Source organism: Rhizobium sp. WYCCWR10014, assembly GCF_001657485.1.
GTDB lineage: Bacteria > Pseudomonadota > Alphaproteobacteria > Rhizobiales > Rhizobiaceae > Rhizobium.
Window position 1 is genome coordinate 90,340 of record NZ_LXFU01000025.1, and the last position, 23,367, is coordinate 113,706.

Genomic DNA, 23,367 nt, shown 5'->3' on the forward strand with positions numbered 1-23,367 from the left:
GAAGATCTGAAAGATCGCGACGCGCTTTAGTTCAGCAGGCTGATCAGGTTCTCGGTGACCGGCGAGCGATGTGTTTTCAGGATTGCCAGAGCCAGGCGCGCCACGGCCGGCGGCCCTTCGATCGGCCGGTAGGCCACACCTTCGAGCTTGATCTGCGAAATCGAGGCCGGCACGATCGAGACGCCGAGATCGGCCGCCACCAGATTGACGACCGAGGAAATCTGCGGCGCCTCCTGTGCCACGGTCAGCTCGAATCCCGCCTTGCGGCAGGCAAGCACGACATCGTCGTAAAGGCTCAAGCCCACGAGCCGGGGAAAGAGGATGAAGGGTTCGTCCACGAGCGCCGCAAGCGGTAGCTCGCTGCGCCGTGCCAGGGGATGGCTGGCGGGCAGGGCAATCACCATCGGCTCGTCCGGCAGCCGCCGCAGCCGGATGCCCGTGGGATCGTCGAGGCTGGGGCGCATGAAGGTGGCGTCGAGCTCGCCGCGTTCCAGCTTCTGCATCAGCGCCAGCGTGTTCATTTCCGTCAACGACAGCTGCACCTCCGGCCAGCGCGCGCGAAACCGGCGGATCGTCGTGCTGACCACGGGGTTGAAGGCGGAGGAGGCGGTGAAACCGAGCGACAGCCGGCCGGTCTCGCCGCGATTGGCGCTTTGCGCCGCAAGCTTCGCCTTTTCCGCGGCCGCCAGCGAAGCCTTTGCCTCGCCGAGGAATGCTGCGCCCGCCGCCGTCAATTCGGCGCCGTGCGGCACGCGGTGAAACAGCGCCGCACCCACTTCCCTCTCCAGGTCGCGGATCTGCTGACTGAGCGGCGGCTGCCCGATACCGAGCTTGGCGGCGGCGCGGGTGAAATTGCCTTCTTCCGCCACTGCCAGGAAATACCTGAGATGCCGCAGCTCCATCGCTATCTCCAAAACCTATCGGAATCGACGGTCTCATATATTGGACAAATGGAGGCGCTTTGACTAGATCGGAGGTCGGAAGGATGAAGATATGCCGCCGTCAGTGCATGCAGTGAAGACCTCCGAGACAGCTGCGATCCCAGGGCAGAAGCACTACCTGACCCGTGGCACCGGCGCCTATCGCCGCGCCAGCCTGGCACTCTTCCTATCCGGCTTCTCCACCTTCTCGCTGCTCTATTGCGTGCAGCCGCTGCTGCCGATCTTCTCGCAGGAATTCGCCGTCAGCCCGGCCGAAAGCTCGCTGTCGCTCTCGCTCTCCACCGGTTTCCTGGCGGTCGCGATCGTCTGCGCCGCCGCCGTCTCGGAAGGTCTTGGCCGCCGCAGCCTGATGTCGATATCGCTGGTCGGCGCGGCATTGCTGACCATCGCCACGGCCTTTGCCCCGAACTGGCACCTGCTGCTCGTCATCCGCGCGCTGCAGGGTCTCGTTCTCGGCGGCGTGCCGGCCGTCGCCATGGCCTATCTCGCCGAGGAAATCGACCCACGCGGCCTTGGCGCCACCATGGGCCTCTATGTCGGCGGCACGGCCTTCGGCGGCATGTCCGGCCGCGTGCTGACCGGCATCTTCGCCGAATATCTCACCTGGCGTCCAGCGCTTTTCATCATCGGCGCCATCGGCCTTGCCGCCGCGATCGGCTTCATCGCCCTCTTGCCACCGTCACGCAATTTCGTCCGCCGGCCAGGCTTCGATCCGCGCTTTCATCTCAGGGCTTGGCTCGGCCATCTCAGCAATCCGGCGCTGCCTTTCATCTTCGCCATCGCCTTCCTGGCGATGGGCTCCTTCGTGACGATCTATAACTATGCCGGTTTCCGTCTGGTGGCGCCGCCCTACGGCCTCAACCAGACCGAACTCGGCCTGATCTTCACCGTCTATCTCTTCGGTATCGGCGCCTCTTCGATCGGCGGTCTGCTGGGAGACCGGATCGGGCACTTTTCCGTGCTTCTCTTCGGTCTGGCACTCACCGCCGCCGGTAGCGCGCTGACGCTCGCTGCCTCGCTCCCGGTCATCATCCTCGGCATCATCGTACTCACGACCGGCTTCTTCATGAGCCATTCGATCGCCAGCGGCCTTGTCGGCAAGCTGGCGCATGGCACCAAGGGGCACGCCTCGTCGCTCTATATGCTCGCCTATTATGTCGGCTCCAGCCTCATGGGTTCGGCAGGCGGCTGGTTCTTTGCGGTTGAAGGCTGGGCCGCCGTCGTTATCTTCACACTTGCCATGCTGGGCCTAGCCTTTGTCTCCGCCTGTCTTGCCCAGCACCTCGCGAGGAGAAAAGCATGATCCGCATAGACCGCCTCGACCATCTCGTGCTGACCGTCGCCGATATCGCCATCACCTGCGATTTCTATTCCCGCATCCTCGGCATGTCGGTCGAAACCTTTGCAGCGGGTCGCAAGGCGCTGAAATTCGGCGGCCAGAAGATCAACCTGCACCAGGCCGGCCGCGAATTCGATCCCAAGGCGAGACATCCCACACCCGGCTCCGGTGACCTCTGCTTCATCGCCGAGACACCGCTTGCCGATGTCATCGCTGATCTACAGGCCGCGGGCGTTACGATCGAAGAGGGTCCGGTCGAGCGCACCGGCGCGACCGGGCGTTTGCGCTCGGTCTATTTCAGAGACCCCGACGGCAACCTCCTCGAAGTCTCCAATCTGATTGCCTGACGCGCTGCTCCGGCTCCAGCCGACCCGTCGAAGACTTACGGGTGTTTGCCCTGTTCCGCGACGAGGTGCTCGCTGCCCTTCATCACGGCACTGACGCGGCATTCGCATCGGCCAGACATTTCATTTGAAGAAGGCGAGTTCGGATCGCTCCTGCCCGACAGGCTGTTCTTCCACCGCCGTCGCAAAATCGGGATCGACTGGACTGGTCACGTTGACAAGCCAGTCCCAATTATCGGAAATCGGCTCGAGAATGATCGCACGCCCCTGCCGTCGAATGGTGACGCTATCGCCGTCGAAACGGAATTCCTTGGGCAGCAGGACGGCTTGAGAGCGCCCCGACCAGAAGATCTTTGCTGTTTCCATGTCATGGCTCCCGATGAGATGTGACAATGATACATAGCAATTTTTGATCAACCAAGCCGGATGTAGGGCACGTCCTTCTTCGCCACCTCATCAAGCGCCTCCTCGTAACCGGCATCGGCGTAACGCATGACGCCGAGCGCCGTATCGTTGGTCAGCGCATGGTCGAGCCGTTCGTCGGCGGCGTCCGTGCCGTCGGCGACGACGGTGACGCCACAGCTCGTCATGTAGCCGGCATAGCCGCCGCCGCCGGAATGGATGACGACCAGATCGGCCATCGACGAGCAGAGCATCATCGCATCGATCAGCGGCCAGTCGGCAATCGCGTCGGAGCCGTCTTTCATCCCCTCGGTCATGATATTCGGATGCGCCATGGCGCCGGCGTCGAGATGATCGCGGGAGAAGGCGACCGGGCCTTTGAGTTCGCCGCTCGCAACCAGCGTGTTGACGCGCCTTGCGAGTGCGGTGCGTTCGCCGTGGCCGAGCCAGGCGATGCGGGCCGGCAGTCCCTCGAAGGGCACATGCTCGCGCGCCAGCCGGATCCAGTTGGTGATGATCTTGTTATCGGGAAACATTTCCAGCAGCACGTCGTCGATCCGGGCGATATCGCTCTCCTCGCCCGATAGCGCCATCCAGCGGAACGGGCCGATCGCCCGGGCAAACAGCGGCCTGAGATAGGCTTCGGTGAAGATCGGGATGTCAAAGGCATTGGCGACGCCGCCCTCTTTGGCCTGCGTGCGGATCAGATTGCCGTTGTCGAAGACTTCCGAGCCGCGCTTCTGGAATTCCAGCATCGCCGTCACATGGTCGACGATCGAGGCGCGGCTTGCCGCCATCAATTGCCCCTGGCCGTCGTCACGCAGGCCCTTGACCTGCTCGAGGCTCATGCCCTTCGGCACGTAACCGTAGACGAGGTCATGCGCCGAGGTCTGGTCGGTGACGATGTCGGGCACGATGCCGCGCCGGGCGATCTCGGGATAGACCTCCGCCGCATTGCCGACGAGGCCGACGGACAGCGCCCGCTTGTCCTTCACCGCCGCATCGATCATCTGAAGGGCGGTATCGAGATCGGGCGCGATTTCCTGGAGATAACCGATCTGCTGGCGCTTGCGGGCCCGCTCCGGGTCGATGTCGATGCAGAGGATCGCAGCCCCCGCCATGCGGCCGGCAAGCGGCTGCGCCCCGCCCATGCCGCCGAGGCCGGCCGTCAGCACGAACCGGCCGAGGAGATCGCCGCCGAAGCGCCGCTCGGCAATGCGCATGAAGATCTCGTAGGTACCCTGGATGACGCCCTGGCTGCCGATATATTGCCAGGCGCCGGCCGTCAGCCCGCCCCAGCAGATCAGTCCCTTGCGCTGCAGCTCGTAGAACACTTCGGCCTTTGCCCATTGCCCGACGATATTGCAGTTCGCCATGATGACCAGCGGCGCCTTGGCATGCGTTCGAACGAGGCCGATCGGCTTGCCGGACTGGACGAGCAGCGTCTGGTCCTCTTCCATCTCGGTCAGCGCCTTGACGATGCCTCTATGCGCCGCCCAGTTGCGGGCCGCCTTGCCGAGCGCGGCATAGACGACCAGATTGTCGGGATCCTCGCCGACGGAGAGCACGTTTTCGAGCAGCCGCAGCAGCGCCTCCTGCCGCCAGCCCTTGGCCCGCAGTTCCGGCCCGCCGGGAATCGGAAATTTCGGATGACGTGGATTGGCCTTCGGCATCGTGGGTTCCTCGTTTTGCTCTGCCTTCGTTCGTTATTTCCTGGGCAGCGATTCCACATAGGCGAGCGCCGCATCGAGCAAACGCCGTCTCAGGGTATCGTCGCCATAAACTTCGGCACCGCCTCGCACCCAGCCATGCATCACACGCTCGCCCGACAGCATCTGGATCACGTCCGGCAGTGCCAGCGCCCAGCCGTCATTGCCCTTGCCGAGACGGATCAGCATGCCGTCATGGCGCGCGCAGCAGAGAAGATTGCCGTTCAGCATGAAGGCCCAGCCGCCGAACATGGATTTTTCGGCAAGGCCGGGTCGATCGCCGAGTTCCTCACGCATCAGTTCTTCGAGACCCCGATCGCGCGCCATGGCTCAGGCCTTCGTCGCCAGTGCGTAGCGTGCGATCTCGATCCCCATTGCCTTTTCGACGACGGGATAGACGGTCGGATCGAGCACGCTTGCCGACAGCGGAATGATATCCATCGGTACATGCAGGATGAACACCCGCATCCCCTCCTTGAGCTGGCCGACGCTGAGCGGCTCGCCCTCTGGTGAAAGCGTGGTGATGACGGCAGGAAAGGTGGCAAGCCGCCCGCCATCCGCGTCGTCCACCGCCATATATTCGTTCATCACATGCAGCGTCACCGACTTTTCGCCCGCGCCGACGGTGATCGTGCCGATGTCGAAGGCTTCCTTGGTGTAGACGACGTCCTTGCGGGTAATGACGCCCTCGGCAAGGATATGTCCGCCCGTCGTCTTGCAGATCGCGTCGATGACGGCAGATCCGCCGCGCTTCTCCGCCGCGATGATTGCCTCGCCGAGCGCAAGCGCCATCGAGATGCCGCCGAGTGCTGCATGGCTGCGGACATAGGAGGCTCTCAGCGGATTGCGGCAACTGGCGATGAAGCCGCCGGATTGATCGGCGGCAGCGCGCAGCACCGGCGAGATCTTCGCCGTCGCGCCCTTCACCACCAACTCGATATAACGGTTCTCGGCGCGATTGCCGCCGACGGCGGTCTGGATCATTTGCTCGGGCGAACCGGCCATGCCGATCGAGCCCATGTCGCCTGTGGGATGTGCGCGGATATCCCCGACCGCGTCGACCACCTTGGTACCGAGGATCGCTGACGGCAGCCAGCCGTTCAGCGTCGAGGATTTGCCGTTCTGGCCGATGATCAGCCCGGAAAGCTTTTCGCCCAGCGCCTCCTGCAGCAATTGCACTGATTTCACATAGTCGATGCCCTGCATTTCCCAGGGGGTGGTGGAGGCCGGTGCGCCGATCGCGGCCGCAGTCGCAATCCACTCCTCGTCCTTCAACTCGTCGATCGAGACCAGCTCCGGCTTGCCGACATTGACGGCGGCATAACCGAGCATCCGCCCGTGATCGGCCCAGCCGCCGCCCCCGGCGGCATAGACGGAGCCGCCCTTGACGGCAGCTTCCACGTCCTTCTCAACGAGTATGCGTCCCATCGGTCCTCTCCTGATTCAAGCTCTTGTCCATTTCGCGCACCGCTTCGAAAAGCACGGCGGTGCCGAGCGCGATATCGTCGTTTTCAGCCCACTCGTCGGCCGAATGGCTGCGGCCTTCCCGGCAGGGCACGAAGATCATCGCCGCCGGCGCCACCTTGGCGATCCAGGCCGTGTCGTGTCCTGCGCCAGAGGCCATACGCCGATGTTTTGCGCCGACACGTTCGCAGGCGGCCTCCAAGGTCGACAGCAGCCCGGCATCAGCAGGCGTCGGCAGATTGTCGGAAACCCGGTTCGGGGTCGTGATCGTCACGCTGTAGGCCCCCGCCAGCTTTTCGACATGGCCGTCGAGCCAGCGGCAGAACGCCTCCATGTCGGCACGGATTTCGGCACGGCCGTCGATCAGCAGCACTACTTTCGACGGCACGACATTGGCGGCATTCGGCTCGATGCGGAATTCGCCGACCGTCGCTGCAAAGTGACCCGGCGTTTTGGCAAGCTCGGCAGCGGCATTGCGGATGTCGAGCACCAGCTGCGATGCCGCGACCAGTGCATCCGCCCGCCGGTCCATCGGCGTCGTGCCGGCATGGTCGGCCCGCCCTTCGACGATGATCTCGATGCGGGTGATGCCTGATATCGCAGTGACGATGCCGACATCCTCCTTTTCGGCTTCGAGCACCGGGCCCTGTTCGATATGGAGCTCGAGAAAGCCGGCTATATCGGGTCTGTTCTGCTGCATCAGCACATCAGGTCTGCCGCCGACCTCGGCGATGCCGGCAGCCAGGTCACGCCCGTCGCTGACGCGCGAAAGCCAGGCCTCCGGCAATTGGCCGGTCATGCCGCGGCTGCCGATGCAGGACACGCCGAAGATGCTGACCTCCTCGGCGAGAAAGTCGACGATTTCGAGATCGTGATCGAGCTCGATATTCTGGTCACCAAGCGCGCGCGCCACCTCCAGCGCCGAGATCACGCCGGCAATACCGTCGAAGCGGCCGCCGTCCGGCACCGTGTCGGAATGCGAGCCGACCATGATCGTGCCGAGCCACGGCTTTCGGCCTGTCCGCCGTCCGACCAGATTGCCGGCGGCATCAATCCGCGTTTCCAGTCCTGCTGCCTTCATCCGCGCGTCGATATAGGCTCGGCCGTCGAGAAAGAGCGGCGAGAAGGCCCGCCGCGTCCACGGATGCCCCGGCTCGGTAATCTCGGCCAGCGTCTCGATATCTTCAGCGATCCGGCTGGCATTGACGGGAAGATTGCGGCTCATGCTTCAGCTCCCGCAATGACCTGGCGCGGCAGCGGCCGTACGAAGTGCCCGGTGCCGGGCTTGGCCAGCACCTTCGCGCCCTCGGCGATCTCTTCGCCCCTGAGGTAGGTGGCGGAAACGGTCCAGGGCAGGCGGATGCCGTTATAGGGGCTCCAGCCGACGACATTGTTGCCGCTCGCGGCGGCATCATAGACACTGTCGCGCGGCTCCAGCACGACGATATCGGCGTCCTTGCCCGGCGTCAGCGCGCCCTTGATATGGTCGAGCCGGAAATGCTTCGCCGGGTTCTCCGCCATCAGCCTGGCTGCCCATGTCAGCGGTATGCCGCGTTCGATGGCCCCTTTGACGAAAAGCGGCACCATCACCTCGAGGCCGGGAACGCCGGAGGCGTTGGCGAGCATGTCGGGATTGGTCTTGCGGTTTTCCGACCAGCTGACGTGATCGGTCGAGACCAGCCAGACATCGCCCTCCGCCACCTTCCGCCAGAGCCTCTCCACCTCGGCGCGCGGCCGCACCGGCGGATTGATCTTCGCCTTGCCGCCGAGCCGCTTCACGTCGTTTTCCTCGTCGAGCGTCAGGTAGTGGATGCAGCATTCCACCGTCGCCGCATAACCGTCGCGGCGATAGGCGCGCGCGATATCATAGCCGCGCCCGAGCGAGCAGTGCACCACATGCGCCGGGCAGCCGGTATTGGCGCCGGTCTCGAAGATCGTGTGCATCGCCAGCAGCTCGGTGATCGGCGGCCGTGACAGGCCATGCGCCCGCCAGTCGGTGATGCCGCTCGCCTTCACCTGCTCCATATAGGTGCGCACCGCCTCGTCGTCCTCATTGTGCACGCCGGCTGTCAGCCCCGTCGGAGCGATCGCCGCGAAGCAGGCGTCGAGCAGTGCCGGCGGAATGCGCGGAAAGCGCTTGGGGTCGGTGCCGAAGGTCGAGAATTTGAAGGCTGCAACGCCTGCCTCCACCATCTCGCGGATCCGCGCCGGGCCTTCTTCCGGATCGACGGTGCCGTAAAGCGCGAAATCGACGCGCGCCTGCGGTCCGGCATGGTCGACTTTCCGCTTCACCGCCGCTGCCGAACAGACGAGATTGCCTTCGTCATAGGGCATGTCGACGATTGTAGTCACGCCGCCTGCCGCCGCCGAGCGCGTCGACCAGATGAAATCCTCCTGGTCCTTCTGCGAAAGCGAATGCACCTGCGCATCGATCGCGCCGGGCAGGATCAGCGCTTTTCCGAGCAGATGCCGTTCGCGGCCCGCAGGCGGCACGCCGAGGCCGACCTCGGCGATTTTGCCGTCGCGCACGGCGACATAGCCCTCTTCGACAATGCGATCCGGCAGCACCACCGTGCCCTGCAAAACGAGATCGAAGTCCATGTTGCTTCCTCCCTGCAGCGCCGCGCGTCTTTCTAGATGCGCAAAGGACGCTGTAACACTTTGAATTGCTGCATAATCCCTTAAGTCGATCTCGATTTAAGGAATTATGCAGCAAACTGGAAATCAGACTGCTGCCGGCTCTAGCCGTTCCTCGATGCGCTCCAGCGAGCCGAGGGCGAAGAAATCGTCGAAGGAGGCGATCGGAACCTGTTCGGTCAGCTTCGTAACGAAGTCGTCCGAACCAAGTTCCTCCTCGATCGCCTCCACTTCAGCCGAAAGCGGCCGGTCGACCGTATAGAAATCCGCATGCTTGCGGACGACCGCGTAGAGCATGGCGGCAACACCCTTCGGTTCATCGCCGAGAATGTCGATCGCCTGGGCCGACAGCAGCGCCTCAAGGGCCGCGAGACGCTTCAGCGCCCGCATCTGCCGGTCGAAACGCTCGATGACGAGCGGCAGGAAGGCAGCCTCGTCCTCCAGTCCGGCCGCAACCACCAGCGACTGGGCCGACACGGGATTGGACATCGACAGCACGCGCGAGAAGATCTCGCCGGCAAGTTTGATGATCGGCCCGAAACCGGTGGCTATCCGCCCCGGCGGCACGAGATTGACCGGCAGGTCGCGCCGCTGGCCGTTGCCGAGAATGACGCAGCGGTTGAAGGCGTTGCGCGCCGCATGCGCCATGCAGAGTGCTGCCGATTCGAGCAGGATCGTTACGTCGAGCGGAAGAGAACCGCCCGATGTCATCACCCGGCCTTCGACGACGACGGGATTGTCGTCCGAGCGCCCGGTGGCGGCAAGGATCTTGTGGCCGGTCGATAAAAGGTTTTCGATCACCGCGCCGAACACCTGGGCGATCATGCGCAGGCTGAGCGGATCCTGTACATGCGTTGCGACAGGCCAGTTCCATTCGTCGGAGGCATTGCAGAGCCAGGCGCCGATCAGCGCCTCGCGCGCCGTGCCGACATGCCGGACCGCCTTCCAGGGATCGCGGGAAGCGCCCAGCGCGCCGGCCGCCATCATGGCGGTTGCCAGCAGGACGCGGATCGAGGCCGCGGCGTTGCGCGTCGTTTCCGCTGCCGAGGCAAAGCTCACCGCATTAATGCTGAGCGAAGCGAGGCTGTCGCGCGGCGCCATCCGCATCGGTTCCAGCCCGGCCGCCTGGAAAGCCTCGGCCGCCTGCATCCGGTTTCCGCGATAGATTGCTTCGCCGACGCCGGTCAGCACCGCGCCGATCTGTCCCATCAGGCCGATATCCGCACAGCCGATCGAGCCGGTACGGCGCACGACCGGGATGAGATCGGCCTCGAGCATCCGGATATAGGCCTGGATCAGCTCCGGCGTGCAGCCGACCTGGCCGGTCAGCGCCGTGTTGATACGGATCGCCATGGCATTACGCACGATATTGCAGGAAAAGGGTGTGCCGGTGCCGAAATGATGGGCGCGCACCAGGCCGAGATTGAAGGTGTCGAGTTCGTCGGCCGACCACTCCACATCCTTCATGGCGCCGACGCCTGTCGTCGAGCCGTAGACGGGCATGCCGGAGGCAATGGCATCCTCGACGATCTCGCGGGCGATCGCGATGCGGGCCATGCCTGTCGCCGAAGCCGAAATCTTAGCCTTGCCCGCACCAATCGTCACCATCTCGGCAAAACCGAGCGGTCGTCCGGAAAGTTCGATGCCAAGGCGTTCGTGCTTCATGTGCCTATCTCCCTAGAACAGGATGATTTTAGGCCGGATCGGCCTAAAATCTGAATCCCGTTCTGAATTAAAGAGTCAGAGCATGATGTCGAAAACTGCTCACACTTTCGGCATCATGCTTTGAAGACGAGACTAAGCGAGCCCTCCGTCACATGGGATATCCCAAATGCCGAACACAGCATGTTTTTGGCAGGCGGATCAGCTCAGCATCCAGGCAATATAGACAAGCGTCAATGCGATGATCCACAGCGCAATCTTGGCCGAGCGGTTGTGCCGCGCTTCGGCCTTGCCGATCGCCTCCGCCGTCTCAGCGTCGAAACGTAAGCCGTGCTCGCTCATATGCAGCAGCTGATGGTGGAATTTTTCGGTCTTCGCCGCGATTTCCGGCACGGCTTCCGCGAGCTTGACTGCCGCCTTCAGCCCGTCCTTGAGATCGGTGGCGATCCGCTTCGGACCGAGATTGGTACGGATCCAGTCGCCGACGACAGGCTCGGAGGCCTTCCACATGTTGAAGCGCGGATTGAGCATGCGCGACACACCCTCGACCACGACCATGGTCTTCTGCAGCATCACCAGCTCCGGCCGCGTCGCCATGTCGAAGAGTTCGGTCACTTCGAACAGCAGCGTCAGCAGCTTGCCCATCGAGATCGTCTCGGCCGGCTGCCCATGGATCGGCTCGCCGATCGCCCGGATCGCCTGGGCGAAGCTCTCGACATTGTGGTGGCCGGGCACATAGCCGGCCTCGAAATGCACCTCGGCGACGCGGATATAGTCGCGGGTGATGAAGCCATAGAGGATTTCGGCGAGGAACCGCCGCTCCTTCTTGCCCAGCCGCCCGACGATGCCCATGTCGACGGCGACGATCATCCCGTCAGCGTCGACGAAGAGATTGCCCGGATGCATGTCGGCATGGAAGAAGCCGTCGCGTAGCGTGTGGCGCAGGAAAGACTGGATCAGCGTATCGGCAAGCAGGTTGAGATCGTGGCCCGCCGCGCGCAGGCCGTCGACATCGGACATCCTGGTGCCGTCGATCCACTCCATGGTGATGACGTCGCGCCCGGTGCGTTCCCAGTCGACCTTCGGCACGCGGAAACCCGGGTCCTTTTCGGTATTCTCGGCGATCTCGGAGAGGGCTGCCGCCTCCAGGCGAAGATCCATCTCCACCTTGGTGGTCTGTTCCAGCGTCTTCGTGACCTCGACCGGCCGCAACCGCCGGCTGGACGGCATGAAACGCTCCTGCATATGGGCAACGAGATACATCGCCTCGATGTCATGGGCAAAACGCTGGCGCACACCGGGCCGGACGATCTTGACGGCGACCTTTTTCCGGCCCTCGGCACTATCGACCTCGGCCGGATGCACCTGCGCGATCGAGGCGGCGGCGATCGGATCGCCGAAGCTTGCATAGAGTTCGCCGATCGGCCGCCCGAGCGAGCCTTCGATATTGGCCTTGGCGGCCGCCGAGGGAAAGAAGGCCATGCGGTCCTGAAGCTGCGACAGGTCATTGGCGAATTCGACGCCGACGACATCCGGCCGCGTCGCCAGGAACTGCCCGATCTTCACATAGGAGGGACCGAGCCGCTCGACCGCCTGGGCCAACCGGTCGCTGCGCTTCTGATGCCGCGCCTTGCTTCGCTCGAAAATCGTGACGAAGGATTTGGCGAGTGCGACCGGAGGCGGCAGCCCTTCGGAAGGGAGAGCTGACACGACACCCTCACGCACGAGCACCCAGCCGACGCGCCAAAGGCGGAAATATGCGCCGAAAGTACTCATGTTCTGTTTGATTCTCGCGCGACGCTATTCGAAAACCGCTCTACACTTTTCGGCGTCATGCGTCAGAGCTTCCAGCCGGAATGGAGTGCGGCGATGCCGCCGGTATAATTGGTGAAGGTGACGCGCGAAAAGCCGGCCTGGCGGATCATTGCCGCGAAATTCTCCTGGTTCGGGAACTTGCGGATCGATTCCACCAGATATTGGTAGGGTTCCGCATCGCCGGTAATCGCCTTGCCGAATTGCGGAATGGCGTTGAACGACCAGGCGTCATAGATCTTGTCGAGAAGCGGCATATCGACTTCGGAAAATTCCAGCACCAGCAGCCGTCCGCCGCGCTTCAACACGCGATAGGCCTCCGACAGCGCTACGTCGATCCTCGGCACGTTGCGGATACCGAAGGCGATCGTATAGGCATCGAAGCTGCCTGCCTCGAAAGGCAGTTCCTCGGCATTCGCCTCGACGAAGGTGAGATTGCCGGAAAGCTTCTTCTTTTCCGCCCGCTCGGCACCGACGCCGAGCATCGAGCCGTTGATGTCGAGCACGGTGGCATGGGCCTGTCTGCTTGACGCCTCGACGATGCGGAAGGCGATATCGCCCGTGCCGCCGGCGACGTCGAGCACCTTGTAGCCCGGCTCCTTGCGCGGATTGAGCGCCGAGATCATCGCATCCTTCCAGGCGCGGTGCATGCCCATCGACATGACGTCGTTCATGATGTCGTAGCGCTTGGCGACCTTGTGGAACACCTGGTTGACCAGGCTCTGCTTCTCACCATCAGGCACCTCGCGGAAGCCGTAGGAGGTCTCCATGCCGCCATCGGCGGAAGTGCGGCTTTCTGACATCAGACTGCTCCGTTCCTGAAGATTCGGGCGCGACGGCCATAGCGAAAGACCGCGCGCGACGTTATCTATGGGCCGCGTTTTCCGCGGCACACTGGCGCTATAGCGCACATCGTCGTCGGTTGAAACACGTTACAGATAGATGGGTTAAGATGCCGGAATTGCCAGAAGTCGAAACGGTGAAACGCGGCCTGACGCCGGCGATGGAGGGCACGCGCATCACCAGGCTGGAGCTGCGCCGCGGCGATCTGCGCTTCCCCTTTCCAGACGCTTTCGCGGACAGGGTTTCCGGTCGCACCATCGTCAGCCTTGGCCGCCGCGCCAAATATCTGCTGGTCGATCTCGACGACGGCAACACGCTTATCTCCCATCTCGGCATGTCCGGTTCGTTTCGCATCGAGGAGGGCCGCATCGAGGAGGGTGCCGCCTCCGGCGTGCCGGGCGAATTCCACCATGCCCGCTCGAAGGACGAGAAGCACGATCACGTCGTCTTCCATCTGCAAGCCGCAAGCGGCCCACGCCGCGTCGTCTACAATGATCCGCGCCGTTTCGGCTTCATGGATATGGTGGGACGTGCCGATCTCGCCGCCCATCCCTTCTTCCGCGATCTCGGCCCGGAGCCGACGGGCAACGAGCTTGGCGCCGCCTATCTGGCCGAACGCTTTCGGGACAAGGCGCAGCCGCTGAAGAGCGCGCTGCTCGACCAGAAGAACATTGCCGGCCTTGGCAATATATATGTCTGCGAGGCGCTGTGGCGCGCGCATCTTTCGCCGATCCGCGCCGCCGGTACGCTAGTAACGGCGACTGGCCGGCCGAAAGCGCAGCTCGGTCTGCTCGTCGCCTCGATCCGCGACGTCATCGCCGATGCGATCGCCGCCGGCGGATCGTCGCTGCGCGACCATATCCAGACCGACGGATCGCTCGGCTATTTCCAGCATTCCTTCTCCGTCTATGATCGTGAAAGTCAGGCTTGCCGCACGCCCGGCTGCGGCGGTACGGTCGCCCGCATCGTCCAGGCGGGTCGCTCCACCTTCTATTGTGCCACCTGCCAGAAGTAAGCCTGCCAGAAGTAAGAGTGAGAAACCGGGAGAACAGCATGGCCTATGAGACCTTGATCGTCGAAACCCGAGGCAATGTCGGCCTCGTCACGCTGAACCGCCCGCAGGCACTGAACGCGCTGAACTCCACCGTCCTGAAGGAGCTGAAAGAGGCCTATGCCGCCTTCCACGCCGACGAGACGGTCGGGGCGATCGTGCTGACCGGTTCCGAGCGCGCCTTTGCTGCCGGCGCCGATATCAAGGAGATGCAGCCGCTCCAGTTCGCCGATATCTATAAGAGTGATTTCATCAGCGGCTGGGATGAGGTCGCCAAGGCGCGCAAGCCGGTGATCGCCGCCGTCAGCGGCTTTGCGCTCGGCGGCGGCTGCGAACTCGCCATGATGTGCGATTTCATCATTGCCTCGGAGACGGCGAAGTTCGGCCAGCCGGAAATCACCCTGGGCGTCATTCCCGGCATGGGCGGCTCGCAGCGGCTGACGCGCGCCGTCGGCAAGGCGAAGGCGATGGATCTCATTCTGACCGGCCGCATGATGGATGCGGCGGAAGCCGAACGATCGGGACTCGTTTCGCGTGTGGTGGCGCCCGAACGTCTGCTCGACGAGGCTTTTGCCGCGGCCGAAAAGATCGCTTCGCTTTCGCGTCCCTCGGTGATGATGGCCAAGGAGGCGGTCAACCGCGCATTCGAGACGACGTTGGAGGAGGGCTTGCGTTTCGAGCGCCGCCTGTTTCACAGTCTCTTTGCCACAGACGACCAGAAAGAAGGCATGGCGGCCTTCGTCGAGAAGCGCAAACCGGCTTTTACGCACCGTTGAATGCTTTTAGGCGCTTGCCGGTGGTAAAGCTTGAAAATCCGCGTTGACGTGGGCCGGCTTTAGAGTTATATGCCCGCCCACGGTTCGGAAAGCCGGTTTGGTTTTCCGCGATTGCTCCCGCATTGCTGGATTTTGTGGCCGCAGGGCCCGCGGTAATGGCGGAGTTTGTTCGAATTCTTGAGAGAGGCATCCATGGCCAATACAACTTCGGCGAAAAAAGCGACCCGCAAGATCGCCCGCCGTACCGACGTCAATAAGGCTCGTCGCTCGCGCGTTCGCACTTTCGTTCGCCAGGTCGAAGAGGCCATCGCATCCGGTGACGCCGCCAAGGCGAAGGAAGCTTTCCTGGCTGCTCAGCCCGAGCTTGCCCGCGCCGCCAGCAAGGGCGTGCTGCATTCCAACACGGCATCGCGCAAGGTCTCGCGTCTGGCCGCTCGTGTGAAGGCTCTTTCGGTCACCACGACCGCGTAATCTTCCATTAACGACTTCTTCTTTATGATTAGCCCGGTAATTTTACCGGGCTTTTTCGATTCCATCGATCAGCCCCTGCATGGTTAATCCGACGACTGTTTCGTGTCAGCGCCATGACAGGAAAAATCGTTAAAAAACAATAGCTTGCGCAAGGATGCTTTCACGCCGCGCGACTCTGCCCCGAGCTTCCGGGACCACAGGCGAGTCAAGAGGATTTTATTTTTTTTCTTTCAATGCGTGTCAAAATAGCCCGAACGGGGGAATCTCTTTGATTCAACTGCGATTCTTTTTTGACGCTGGTGTGACGCCCGAAAAGGGCAGGCGGAGTCAATGCCCGCTTCTTAATTTTGCGTAAAATTCATCGTTGATATTGCCTTTTGATCCTGCCTAAATGGCTTTCAACAAAGGGCGCGGACATCACCTGCAGAGGCTCGGTCTTAACTGCCACGTCGGCAGGGCGATAAGTTTGTGCCGTTTGTTACGGAGCATTGCGCTTCCGTTTTTTCAAGCACTCGACGGATTTGAACCGTAACGTGGCTGTTACGGAGCGGGGATGTTTTGTGCCTTCAGTGGCTACACGTTTAAGGCGAGGCCACCGGAGAAGGTAAAGTAATATTGCGTTCGGGCTGGTCGGCCGAAAACGAGGTTCGACCGCCAGCTTGGCACGGAAAGCCGATGAAGGTTGCCGCATGAACACGGCACCGGCAACGGAATTCTGTGCCGGTCCCTTCGGGGGCAGTGTTTGAGTGAACCGGCAGGCGAGCGGCTCATGAGGATCCGTCAGCCCGCCAAAGCGGGGAATGATCGGGCGGCCGTTTTAGCGGATGCCGCCCGGTGGAATTGAAAGGCGGCATTATGCAGATGAATACGATGACGACGGGCGGGCTCGACAATGGGGATGCGGCACCGCAGGCGTTCGGCTCAATTCGCCTGGAATCGGCGGAAGTAAAGGCGGATATGAAGCAGAACGTATTGTTTGAGCGCGTCAGTGCGCGCTTGAAGGCTCAGGTCGGTCAGGATGTCTACGCCAGCTGGTTCGCCAGGCTGAAGCTGCATTCGGTATCGAAGAGCGTCGTTCGCCTTTCGGTCCCCACGACCTTCCTGAAGTCTTGGATCAACAATCGTTATCTCGATCTCATCACCGGTCTGTTCCAGGCCGAAGATCCTGAAATTCTGAAAATCGAAGTCCTGGTGCGTACGGCGACGCGCCACGGCACGAAGGCGCTCGATGAGGCGGTCGCGCCGGAACCAGCCGCCCCCACGCAGATGCGCCGCCCGACAAGCGCGCAGCCGGCCGGTCAGGCCGTCCAGCAGGCGGTTTCGGCTGTTGCCGCCGCAAGGCCCGCCAGCTTTGGCTCGCCGCTCTTCGGTTCGCCGCTTGACTCCCGCTTTACCTTCGACACCTTCGTCGAAGGTAGCTCGAACCGGGTCGCGCTTGCGGCTGCGAAGACGATCGCGGAAGCTGGTCAGGGCGCCGTGCGCTTCAATCCGCTCTTCATTCATTCGACCGTCGGTCTCGGCAAGACCCACCTGCTGCAGGCGGTCGCCAATGCGGCGGTGCAAAATCCACGGGCTCTGCGCGTCGTCTATCTGACGGCCGAATATTTCATGTGGCGCTTCGCCACCGCGATCCGCGACAATGATGCGCTGACGCTGAAGGATTCGCTGCGCAACATCGATCTCTTGATCATCGACGACATGCAGTTCCTGCAGGGCAAGATGATCCAGCATGAATTCTGCCATCTCCTGAACATGCTGCTCGACAGTGCCAAGCAGGTCGTCGTTGCCGCCGACCGTGCGCCTTGGGAGCTGGAGTCGCTCGATCCCCGCGTTCGCTCGCGCCTGCAGGGCGGTGTGGCGATCGAACTCGATGCGCCGGATTACGAGATGCGTCTCGAAATCCTCAAGCGTCGCCTTGCTGTCGCCCGGCTCGAGGATCCGTCGCTTGAAATTCCGGCCGAACTGCTCCAGCACGTTGCTCGCAACGTCACGGCCAGCGGCCGCGAACTCGAGGGCGCCTTCAACCAGCTGGTCTTCCGCCGCTCCTTCGAGCCGAACCTGTCGATCGAACGCGTCGACGAACTGCTCGCCCATCTGGTCGGCTCCGGCGAGCCCCGCCGTGTGCGCATCGAGGATATCCAGCGCATCGTCGCAAGGCACTACAACGTCTCGCGTCAGGAACTTGTGTCGAACCGCCGCACTCGCGTCATCGTCAAGCCGCGCCAGATCGCCATGTATCTGTCGAAGACGCTGACGCCGCGCTCCTTCCCGGAGATCGGCCGCCGTTTCGGCGGGCGCGATCACACGACCGTGCTGCACGCCGTGCGCAAGATCGAGGAGCTGATTTCGGGAGACACCAAGCTTTCGCACGAAGTCGAGCTTCTGAAGCGCCTGATCAACGAATAATCGACTAGTTTTCCCGAAAAATCGACGGCCGGAAGCGATTCCGGCCGTTTTCTTTTATAAGTTTTTTATTCTATACCTCCCGCGCATGACGTGCATGTCAAAGACTGAAGCGCCAAAACGGCGCGTGGGAGGAATGAATGAGTTTCGAAAAGATCGCCGTTCTCGGCCTGGGTAAGGTCGGACGGCTGGCGGCGACGCTGTTGCATGAAGGCGGCTTCGAGGTCATCGGCGTCGACGCGCAATTGCCGCTGAGCGACGTCCCCTTCAAGTGCCGCACCGGCGATATCTCCGACCCCCAGGTGATCGGCGAACTGCTCTCGAATGTCGAGGCTGTGCTCTCCTGCCTGCCCTATCATTTGAACATCGAGCTGGCGCGCGCCGCCCATCTCGCCGGCATCCATTATTTCGATCTGACCGAAGACGTTCCGACCACCAATTTCATCATCGAACTGTCGAAGACGGCCCGCGGCCTGATGGCGCCGCAATGTGGCCTGGCGCCGGGTTTCGTCGGCATCGTCGGCGCAAGCCTGGCCGACGGCTTCGATCGCTGCCGTTCGATCCGCATGCGCGTCGGCGCCCTGCCGCAGCATCCGACCGGACTGCTCGGCTACGCCTTCAACTGGTCGCCCGAGGGCGTCGTCAACGAATATCTGAACGACTGCGAGGTCATCGAGGGCGGTGTGCGCAAGCTCGTCTCCCCGATGGAATGGCACGAGACCGTCTATGTCGGCGGCGTCAAGCTCGAAGCCTTCACGACGTCGGGCGGCCTTGGCACCATGTGCGACACCATGCTCGGCAAGATCGACAATCTCGATTACAAGACCATGCGTTATCCCGGCCATATGGAGCTGATGAACTTCTTCTTCCACGAGCTGTTGATGCGCGACAAGCGCAAGCTCGCCGGCGAGATCCTGACCAATGCCAAGCCGCCGGTTGAAGACGATGTCGTCTATGTCCATGTCGCCGCCGAAGGCACCGAGAATGGCGGCCTGCGCCGCAAGGAGTTCGTGCGCGCCTATTACCCGATCGAGATTGCCGGGGCGCGCCGCACGGCGATCGCCTGGACGACGTCAGCTTCCGTCGTCGCCGTCATCGAGATGGTCCGCGACGGCCTGCTGCCGGCAACCGGCTTCCTGCACCAGGAGCATATTCCGCTGGAGATGTTTTTGAAGACACCGACCGGCAGCCTCTTCAAGGCGGGTGCCACCAGCCACGGCTGAGACATGCCTTCTTGCGCGGCGGTGATGTCAATGCCGCCGCTGCAAATCCACGCACCGTATGGGTGTCAGCAGGCGAGATCGGCGACGACGGAATCGAGAATCAGCATGCCTGATGGCGTGCAGCGCAGGCGTGAATTGCCGATCCGCTCGATGAATTTGTGTTCGAGCAGGAATTCCTCGCGTTTCGGGTCGAGGTCACGGCCCGAAAGCTGCTGCCAGCGGGCGAGATCGACGCCTTCTCTCAGCCGCAGTCCCATCAGCAGCAGTTCGTCGGACTGCTCCTCGAAGCCGAGCCGCTCCTCGTCGAGAATGCCGTGCCCGTCACGCTCGACCATATCGAGCCAGGTTTCCGGCTTGCGCTCGGTCGCCGTCGCGAGCTTCTCCGGGCCACGCGTCAGCCGGCCGTGGGCGCCCGGGCCGATGCCGGCATAATCGCCGTAGCGCCAGTAGGTCAGGTTATGCCGGCTTTCGGCCCCCGGCCGGGCATGATTGGAAACCTCATAGGCCGGCATGCCCTCGCGCGCCGTGATCTCCTGCGTCGCCTCGTAGAGCAATGCCGATTGCTCGCCGTCAGGCACGATCAGCTTGCCGGCCTTGTGCAGGCCGTAGAAGGGCGTGCCTTCTTCGATGGTCAGCTGATAGAGCGAAAGATGGTCGACCGCATAGGAGATCGCCTCCTTCAGTTCCTTTTCCCATTCCTCGACCGTCTGGTCGGGCCGGGCATAGATCAGGTCGAAGGACATGCGCGGAAAGATGTCGCGCGCCAGCCTTATCGCCTTCAGCGCGTCGGCGACATCATGCAGCCGGCCGAGGAATTTCAGATCCCGGTCATTCAGCGCCTGCACGCCGAGCGAGACGCGATTGACGCCGGCCGCGCGGTAGCCGCGGAAGCGTTCGGCCTCGACGCTCGAAGGATTGGCCTCCATGGTGATCTCGATGCCATCAGGCACATGCCAGTGCCGCGCAATGCCATCGAGAATGGCCGAGACCGTTTCCGGCTTCATCAGCGAGGGCGTGCCGCCGCCGAGGAAGATGCTCGTCACCGTCTTCGGCCCGCTCATCGTCCGGACCGTCGCCATCTCCTTCAGGAAGGCCGATGTAAAGCGCTCCTGATCCACCGGCTGGTGGCGCACATGGCTGTTGAAGTCGCAATAGGGACACTTCGCCGCGCAGAAGGGCCAATGCACATAGACGCCGAAGCCCGGCTCGCCGGTATCGGGCAGCAGAGCCGCGTCGCGCGAGGTGCTTGGCGTGTCGAGATTGTCCACGGACCGACCTTATGCCTCCAGGCAGGTTTCGACAAAGAGTTTGAAGGCGCGGGCCCGGTGCGACAGCGCTTGCGGCTTGCCGACGTTCCAGCCGTGTTTTTCCTCGCCGCTCATTTCGCCGAAGGTGATGTCGTAGCCCTCGGGCTGGAAGACCGGATCGTAGCCGAAGCCCTGCGTGCCGCGTGGCGGCCAGACGACGCTGCCTTCGACCTCGCCGCGGAACAGCTCCGTGTGCCCATCCGGCCAGGCAAGGCAGAGCACGCTGATGAACCGCGCCGTGCGCTGCTCCGGCTTTGTCGCGCCCGCATCCTGCAGAGCCTTTTCCACCTTGGCCATCGCCATGTCGAAATCGCGCGTGCCGTCGGCCCTTTCCGCCCAATTGGCGGTGTAGACACCGGGATCGCCACCAAGCGCGTCGACCACCAGCCCGGAATCGTCCGACAGCGCCGGCATGCCGGCGGCATTGGCCGAGGCGATTGCCTTGATCGTCGCATTCTCCTCGAAACTCGTGCCGGTCTCATCCGGTTCGACGAAGTTCAGCTCGGCGGCCGATTTGGCGGTGAAGCCGAGCGGCCCGATCAATTCCTGGATCTCGCGGATCTTGCCGGCATTGTGGCTGGCGACGACGATGGTCTTCGTTTCAAGCTTGCGCATTCAGATGTCCTGTTCGATGCCCCAGATTTTAGCCTCCGCGCATTCCAGGCTGTTGCCATCAGGATCGCGGAAATAGATCGAGCGGCCGCCGTTCGGCCAGCGCACCTCGGATTCGATCGCGACACCCGCCGCCGTCAGCCGTTCGGCCATGGCATCGATATTGCGTCCGGACACCCGGAAACAGGCATGGCCTTGGCCGCTCGTGCCATGCGGCGGCACCTGCAGTGCTTCAGGCGCCGGCGGCTTTACCGTTTCCTCGGGATTGAAGATCAACAGAACGCCCGGCCCGCAGCGGAAGAAGACATGCCGGTTGGCGGCGCGGGCGATCTTTTCAAGTCCGAGAACGTCTTCGTAGAACGTCTCGGCCTTATCGAGATCCCGCGCATAGAGCGCCGTTTCCAACATGCCTTCCAGCATGGGGTTCATCCTTCGACGGCTTGCTTCTGAAGCGCCACGAGTTCGCCGATGCCGTTTCTGGCAAGCTGCATCAGCGAGGTGAATTCGCCTTCGCTGAACGGCGTGCCTTCGGCCGTGCCCTGGATCTCGACGATCCCGCCGGTGCCCGTCATGACGAAGTTTGCATCGGTCTCGGCCGAGGAATCCTCGAGGTAATCGAGATCGATTACCGGCTGGCTGGCGAAGATGCCGCAGGAGATGGCGGCGACATGATCCTTCAGGACCCGGTCGACCTTGATCATGTTGCGGCTTTCCATCCATTTCAGGCAGTCGTAAAGCGCGATCCAACCGCCGGTGATCGAGGCTGTCCGCGTGCCGCCATCGGCCTGGATGACGTCACAATCGAGCGTGATCTGCCGTTCGCCGAGCGCCTGCAGGTCGACGACGGCGCGCAGCGACCGGCCGATCAGCCGTTGGATTTCCTGAGTGCGGCCGCCCTGCTTGCCGGCGGCGGCCTCGCGCTTCATGCGTTCGCCGGTCGCCCGCGGCAGCATGCCGTATTCGGCCGTGACCCAGCCCTTGCCGGTATTGCGCAGCCATGGCGGCGTCTTTTCTTCGAGGCTCGCCGTGCAGAGCACGTGCGTATCGCCGAACTTCACCAGGCAGGAGCCTTCCGCATGCTTGGAAAAATTGCGCTCGAACGAGACCTTGCGCATCTGGTCGATTTTTCTGCCTGAAGGCCGCATTCTTATCTCCTGGGGTTTATTTGACCGCTTCTACGATTGGCGGCGCCCATTTGCAAATTCCCTTTTGCCACGGGGGTTAGTTTGACTTACTTTTCGGGAAGTATCATCAGCGCGGGTTCGAAAGCTTCATGGGCATCAGGTCGACGTCGGTTTCGGATGCCGTAGCTGCGCTGGACGAGCGCTCCAGGGAAATTTTTCGTCGCATCGTCGAAGGTTACCTGGAAAGCGGCGAGCCGCTCGGTTCGCGCAACCTGTCCCGTATCCTGCCGATGTCGCTGTCGCCGGCCTCGGTGCGCAACGTCATGAGCGATCTCGAAGAGCTCGGCCTGATCTATTCGCCGCATGTCAGCGCCGGCAGGCTGCCGACCCAGATCGGCCTGCGCTTCTTCGTCGATGCCTTCATGCAGGTCGGCGATCTCTCCGCCGAGGAGCGCGCCAACATCGATCGCCAGGTGCGGGCCGAAAGCGGCGGCAATCCTGTCGAATCGATGATGAACGAGGCAAGCCGCATGCTCTCCGGCATTTCGCGCGGCGCCGGCCTCGTCATCACCTCGAAAAGCGATCCGGTGCTGAAACATGTCGAATTCATCCGGCTCGAACCGACAAAGGCGCTGGCCGTGCTCGTCGGCGATCATGATCAGGTGGAAAACCGCATCATCGAGCTGCCGGCTGGCGTCACTTCCTCGCAGCTGACCGAGGCGGCAAATTTCCTCAATGCCCATATGTCCGGCCAGACCCTGCCGGAGCTTCGCAAGCAATTAAGCCGGTTGAAGGACGACGTCCGTCACGAACTCGATGCCCTGTCGCGCGATCTGGTCGAGCGCGGCATCGCTGTCTGGGCCGGCAGCCCGGACGAGGGAAAGCCGACGCAGCTGATCATCCGCGGCCGCGCCAACCTGCTCGAGGGCCTGGCCGGCGCCGAGGATCTCGACCGGTTGCGCCTGCTGTTCGACGATCTCGAGAAGAAGGACAGCCTGATCGAGATCCTCAATCTCGCCGAAAGCGGTTCGGGCGTGCGTATATTCATCGGTTCGGAAAACAAGCTCTTCTCGCTATCTGGCTCGTCGCTCATCGTCGCGCCCTATCGTGACGACGACGATCGCATCGTCGGTGCCGTCGGCGTCATCGGCCCGACGCGGCTCAATTATTCCCGCATTGTGCCGATGGTGGACTATACGGCCCAGCTCGTCTCCCGCCTTTCGCGTAATCAGCTTTGACGCAGCAGC

22 protein-coding genes are annotated in these 23,367 nt (G+C 62.7%); 8 read left to right on the forward strand and 14 right to left on the reverse strand.

The genetic code is table 11. The features are described 5' to 3' along the window. Positions 1-26: 26 nt before the first annotated feature. Positions 27-902 carry a LysR family transcriptional regulator gene (locus tag A6U98_RS05295; protein WP_064648401.1) on the reverse strand — a complete coding sequence of 292 codons (876 nt, stop codon included), beginning with the start codon at positions 900-902 and terminating at the stop codon, positions 27-29. A 91-nt stretch (positions 903-993) separates the two neighbouring features. Between A6U98_RS05295 and A6U98_RS05300 the strand changes: the two genes are divergently transcribed. Together A6U98_RS05300 and A6U98_RS05305 are read left to right on the forward strand one after the other, a co-directional pair. Next, positions 994-2,244 (forward strand): MFS transporter, encoded by a 1,251-nt coding sequence (locus A6U98_RS05300; protein WP_064648402.1) that lies wholly within the window; start codon positions 994-996, stop codon positions 2,242-2,244. Next, entirely contained in the window at positions 2,241-2,627 is a 387-nt protein-coding gene (locus tag A6U98_RS05305; RefSeq protein WP_064648403.1) for a VOC family protein, read from the forward strand. Before A6U98_RS05300 ends, A6U98_RS05305 begins: the two co-directional genes overlap by 4 nt. A gap of 120 nt (positions 2,628-2,747) precedes the next feature. On the opposite strand, the gene vapB is transcribed toward A6U98_RS05305, so the two are convergent. The 9 genes from vapB to ubiE all read right to left on the reverse strand — a co-directional run bounded on the left by vapB (position 2,748) and on the right by ubiE (position 13,113). After that, positions 2,748-2,990, reverse strand: coding sequence for a type II toxin-antitoxin system VapB family antitoxin (gene vapB, locus A6U98_RS05310; RefSeq protein WP_064648404.1), 243 nt, complete (start codon positions 2,988-2,990; stop codon positions 2,748-2,750). 47 nt (positions 2,991-3,037) lie between these two features. Then, positions 3,038-4,699, reverse strand: a complete 1,662-nt coding sequence (locus A6U98_RS05315; RefSeq protein WP_064648405.1) for a urocanate hydratase — start codon at positions 4,697-4,699, stop codon at positions 3,038-3,040. A 33-nt stretch (positions 4,700-4,732) separates the two neighbouring features. After that, positions 4,733-5,062, reverse strand: coding sequence for a TfoX/Sxy family protein (locus A6U98_RS05320; RefSeq protein WP_064648406.1), 330 nt, complete (start codon positions 5,060-5,062; stop codon positions 4,733-4,735). Positions 5,063-5,065: 3 nt separating this feature from the next. Next, positions 5,066-6,163 carry a DUF917 domain-containing protein gene (locus A6U98_RS05325; RefSeq protein WP_064648407.1) on the reverse strand — a complete coding sequence of 366 codons (1,098 nt, stop codon included), beginning with the start codon at positions 6,161-6,163 and terminating at the stop codon, positions 5,066-5,068. Next, entirely contained in the window at positions 6,144-7,424 is a 1,281-nt protein-coding gene (locus A6U98_RS05330) for a Zn-dependent hydrolase (protein ID WP_064648408.1), read from the reverse strand. The genes A6U98_RS05325 and A6U98_RS05330 overlap by 20 nt, the downstream gene beginning before the upstream one ends. Further along, positions 7,421-8,800: an amidohydrolase family protein gene (locus A6U98_RS05335; RefSeq protein WP_064648409.1), complete on the reverse strand. Its 1,380-nt coding sequence runs from the start codon at positions 8,798-8,800 to the stop codon at positions 7,421-7,423. Before A6U98_RS05335 ends, A6U98_RS05330 begins: the two co-directional genes overlap by 4 nt. 123 nt (positions 8,801-8,923) lie before the next feature. Then, positions 8,924-10,501 carry an aromatic amino acid lyase gene (locus A6U98_RS05340; RefSeq protein ID WP_064648410.1) on the reverse strand — a complete coding sequence of 526 codons (1,578 nt, stop codon included), beginning with the start codon at positions 10,499-10,501 and terminating at the stop codon, positions 8,924-8,926. Positions 10,502-10,699: 198 nt separating this feature from the next. Then, positions 10,700-12,274 carry a 2-polyprenylphenol 6-hydroxylase gene (gene ubiB / locus A6U98_RS05345; RefSeq protein WP_064648411.1) on the reverse strand — a complete coding sequence of 525 codons (1,575 nt, stop codon included), beginning with the start codon at positions 12,272-12,274 and terminating at the stop codon, positions 10,700-10,702. A gap of 62 nt (positions 12,275-12,336) precedes the next feature. Next, positions 12,337-13,113 (reverse strand): bifunctional demethylmenaquinone methyltransferase/2-methoxy-6-polyprenyl-1,4-benzoquinol methylase UbiE, encoded by a 777-nt coding sequence (gene ubiE, locus A6U98_RS05350; protein ID WP_064648412.1) that lies wholly within the window; start codon positions 13,111-13,113, stop codon positions 12,337-12,339. A gap of 149 nt (positions 13,114-13,262) precedes the next feature. On the opposite strand from ubiE, the gene mutM reads away from it, so the two are divergent. The 5 genes from mutM to A6U98_RS05375 all read left to right on the forward strand — a co-directional run bounded on the left by mutM (position 13,263) and on the right by A6U98_RS05375 (position 19,077). After that, positions 13,263-14,168: a bifunctional DNA-formamidopyrimidine glycosylase/DNA-(apurinic or apyrimidinic site) lyase gene (mutM, locus tag A6U98_RS05355; RefSeq protein ID WP_064648413.1), complete on the forward strand. Its 906-nt coding sequence runs from the start codon at positions 13,263-13,265 to the stop codon at positions 14,166-14,168. Between the two features lie 38 nt (positions 14,169-14,206). After that, entirely contained in the window at positions 14,207-14,980 is a 774-nt protein-coding gene (locus tag A6U98_RS05360) for an enoyl-CoA hydratase (RefSeq protein WP_064648414.1), read from the forward strand. Between the two features lie 192 nt (positions 14,981-15,172). Next, complete coding sequence (gene rpsT, locus A6U98_RS05365) at positions 15,173-15,451, forward strand: 30S ribosomal protein S20 (RefSeq protein WP_003544819.1); 279 nt, start codon at positions 15,173-15,175, stop codon at positions 15,449-15,451. Positions 15,452-16,306: 855 nt separating this feature from the next. Next, positions 16,307-17,857: a chromosomal replication initiator protein DnaA gene (gene dnaA / locus A6U98_RS05370; protein ID WP_064648415.1), complete on the forward strand. Its 1,551-nt coding sequence runs from the start codon at positions 16,307-16,309 to the stop codon at positions 17,855-17,857. Positions 17,858-17,994: 137 nt separating this feature from the next. Beyond that, entirely contained in the window at positions 17,995-19,077 is a 1,083-nt protein-coding gene (locus tag A6U98_RS05375; protein ID WP_064648416.1) for a saccharopine dehydrogenase C-terminal domain-containing protein, read from the forward strand. 65 nt (positions 19,078-19,142) lie between these two features. Here A6U98_RS05375 and hemW read toward each other — a convergent pair whose 3' ends face one another. From hemW to rph, 4 genes are read right to left on the reverse strand one after another with little or no spacing between them, the layout of a single operon-like run. Then, positions 19,143-20,345: a radical SAM family heme chaperone HemW gene (gene hemW / locus A6U98_RS05380; protein ID WP_064648417.1), complete on the reverse strand. Its 1,203-nt coding sequence runs from the start codon at positions 20,343-20,345 to the stop codon at positions 19,143-19,145. Positions 20,346-20,354: 9 nt separating this feature from the next. Then, positions 20,355-20,999 carry an RdgB/HAM1 family non-canonical purine NTP pyrophosphatase gene (gene rdgB, locus A6U98_RS05385; RefSeq protein ID WP_029873925.1) on the reverse strand — a complete coding sequence of 215 codons (645 nt, stop codon included), beginning with the start codon at positions 20,997-20,999 and terminating at the stop codon, positions 20,355-20,357. After that, positions 21,000-21,425, reverse strand: a complete 426-nt coding sequence (locus A6U98_RS05390) for a VOC family protein (protein ID WP_064648418.1) — start codon at positions 21,423-21,425, stop codon at positions 21,000-21,002. Then, complete coding sequence (gene rph / locus A6U98_RS05395) at positions 21,422-22,141, reverse strand: ribonuclease PH (protein WP_011650181.1); 720 nt, start codon at positions 22,139-22,141, stop codon at positions 21,422-21,424. The genes A6U98_RS05390 and rph overlap by 4 nt, the downstream gene beginning before the upstream one ends. A gap of 128 nt (positions 22,142-22,269) precedes the next feature. Between rph and hrcA the strand changes: the two genes are divergently transcribed. Beyond that, positions 22,270-23,358: a heat-inducible transcriptional repressor HrcA gene (gene hrcA, locus A6U98_RS05400; RefSeq protein ID WP_003556035.1), complete on the forward strand. Its 1,089-nt coding sequence runs from the start codon at positions 22,270-22,272 to the stop codon at positions 23,356-23,358. Positions 23,359-23,367: the final 9 nt, after the last annotated feature.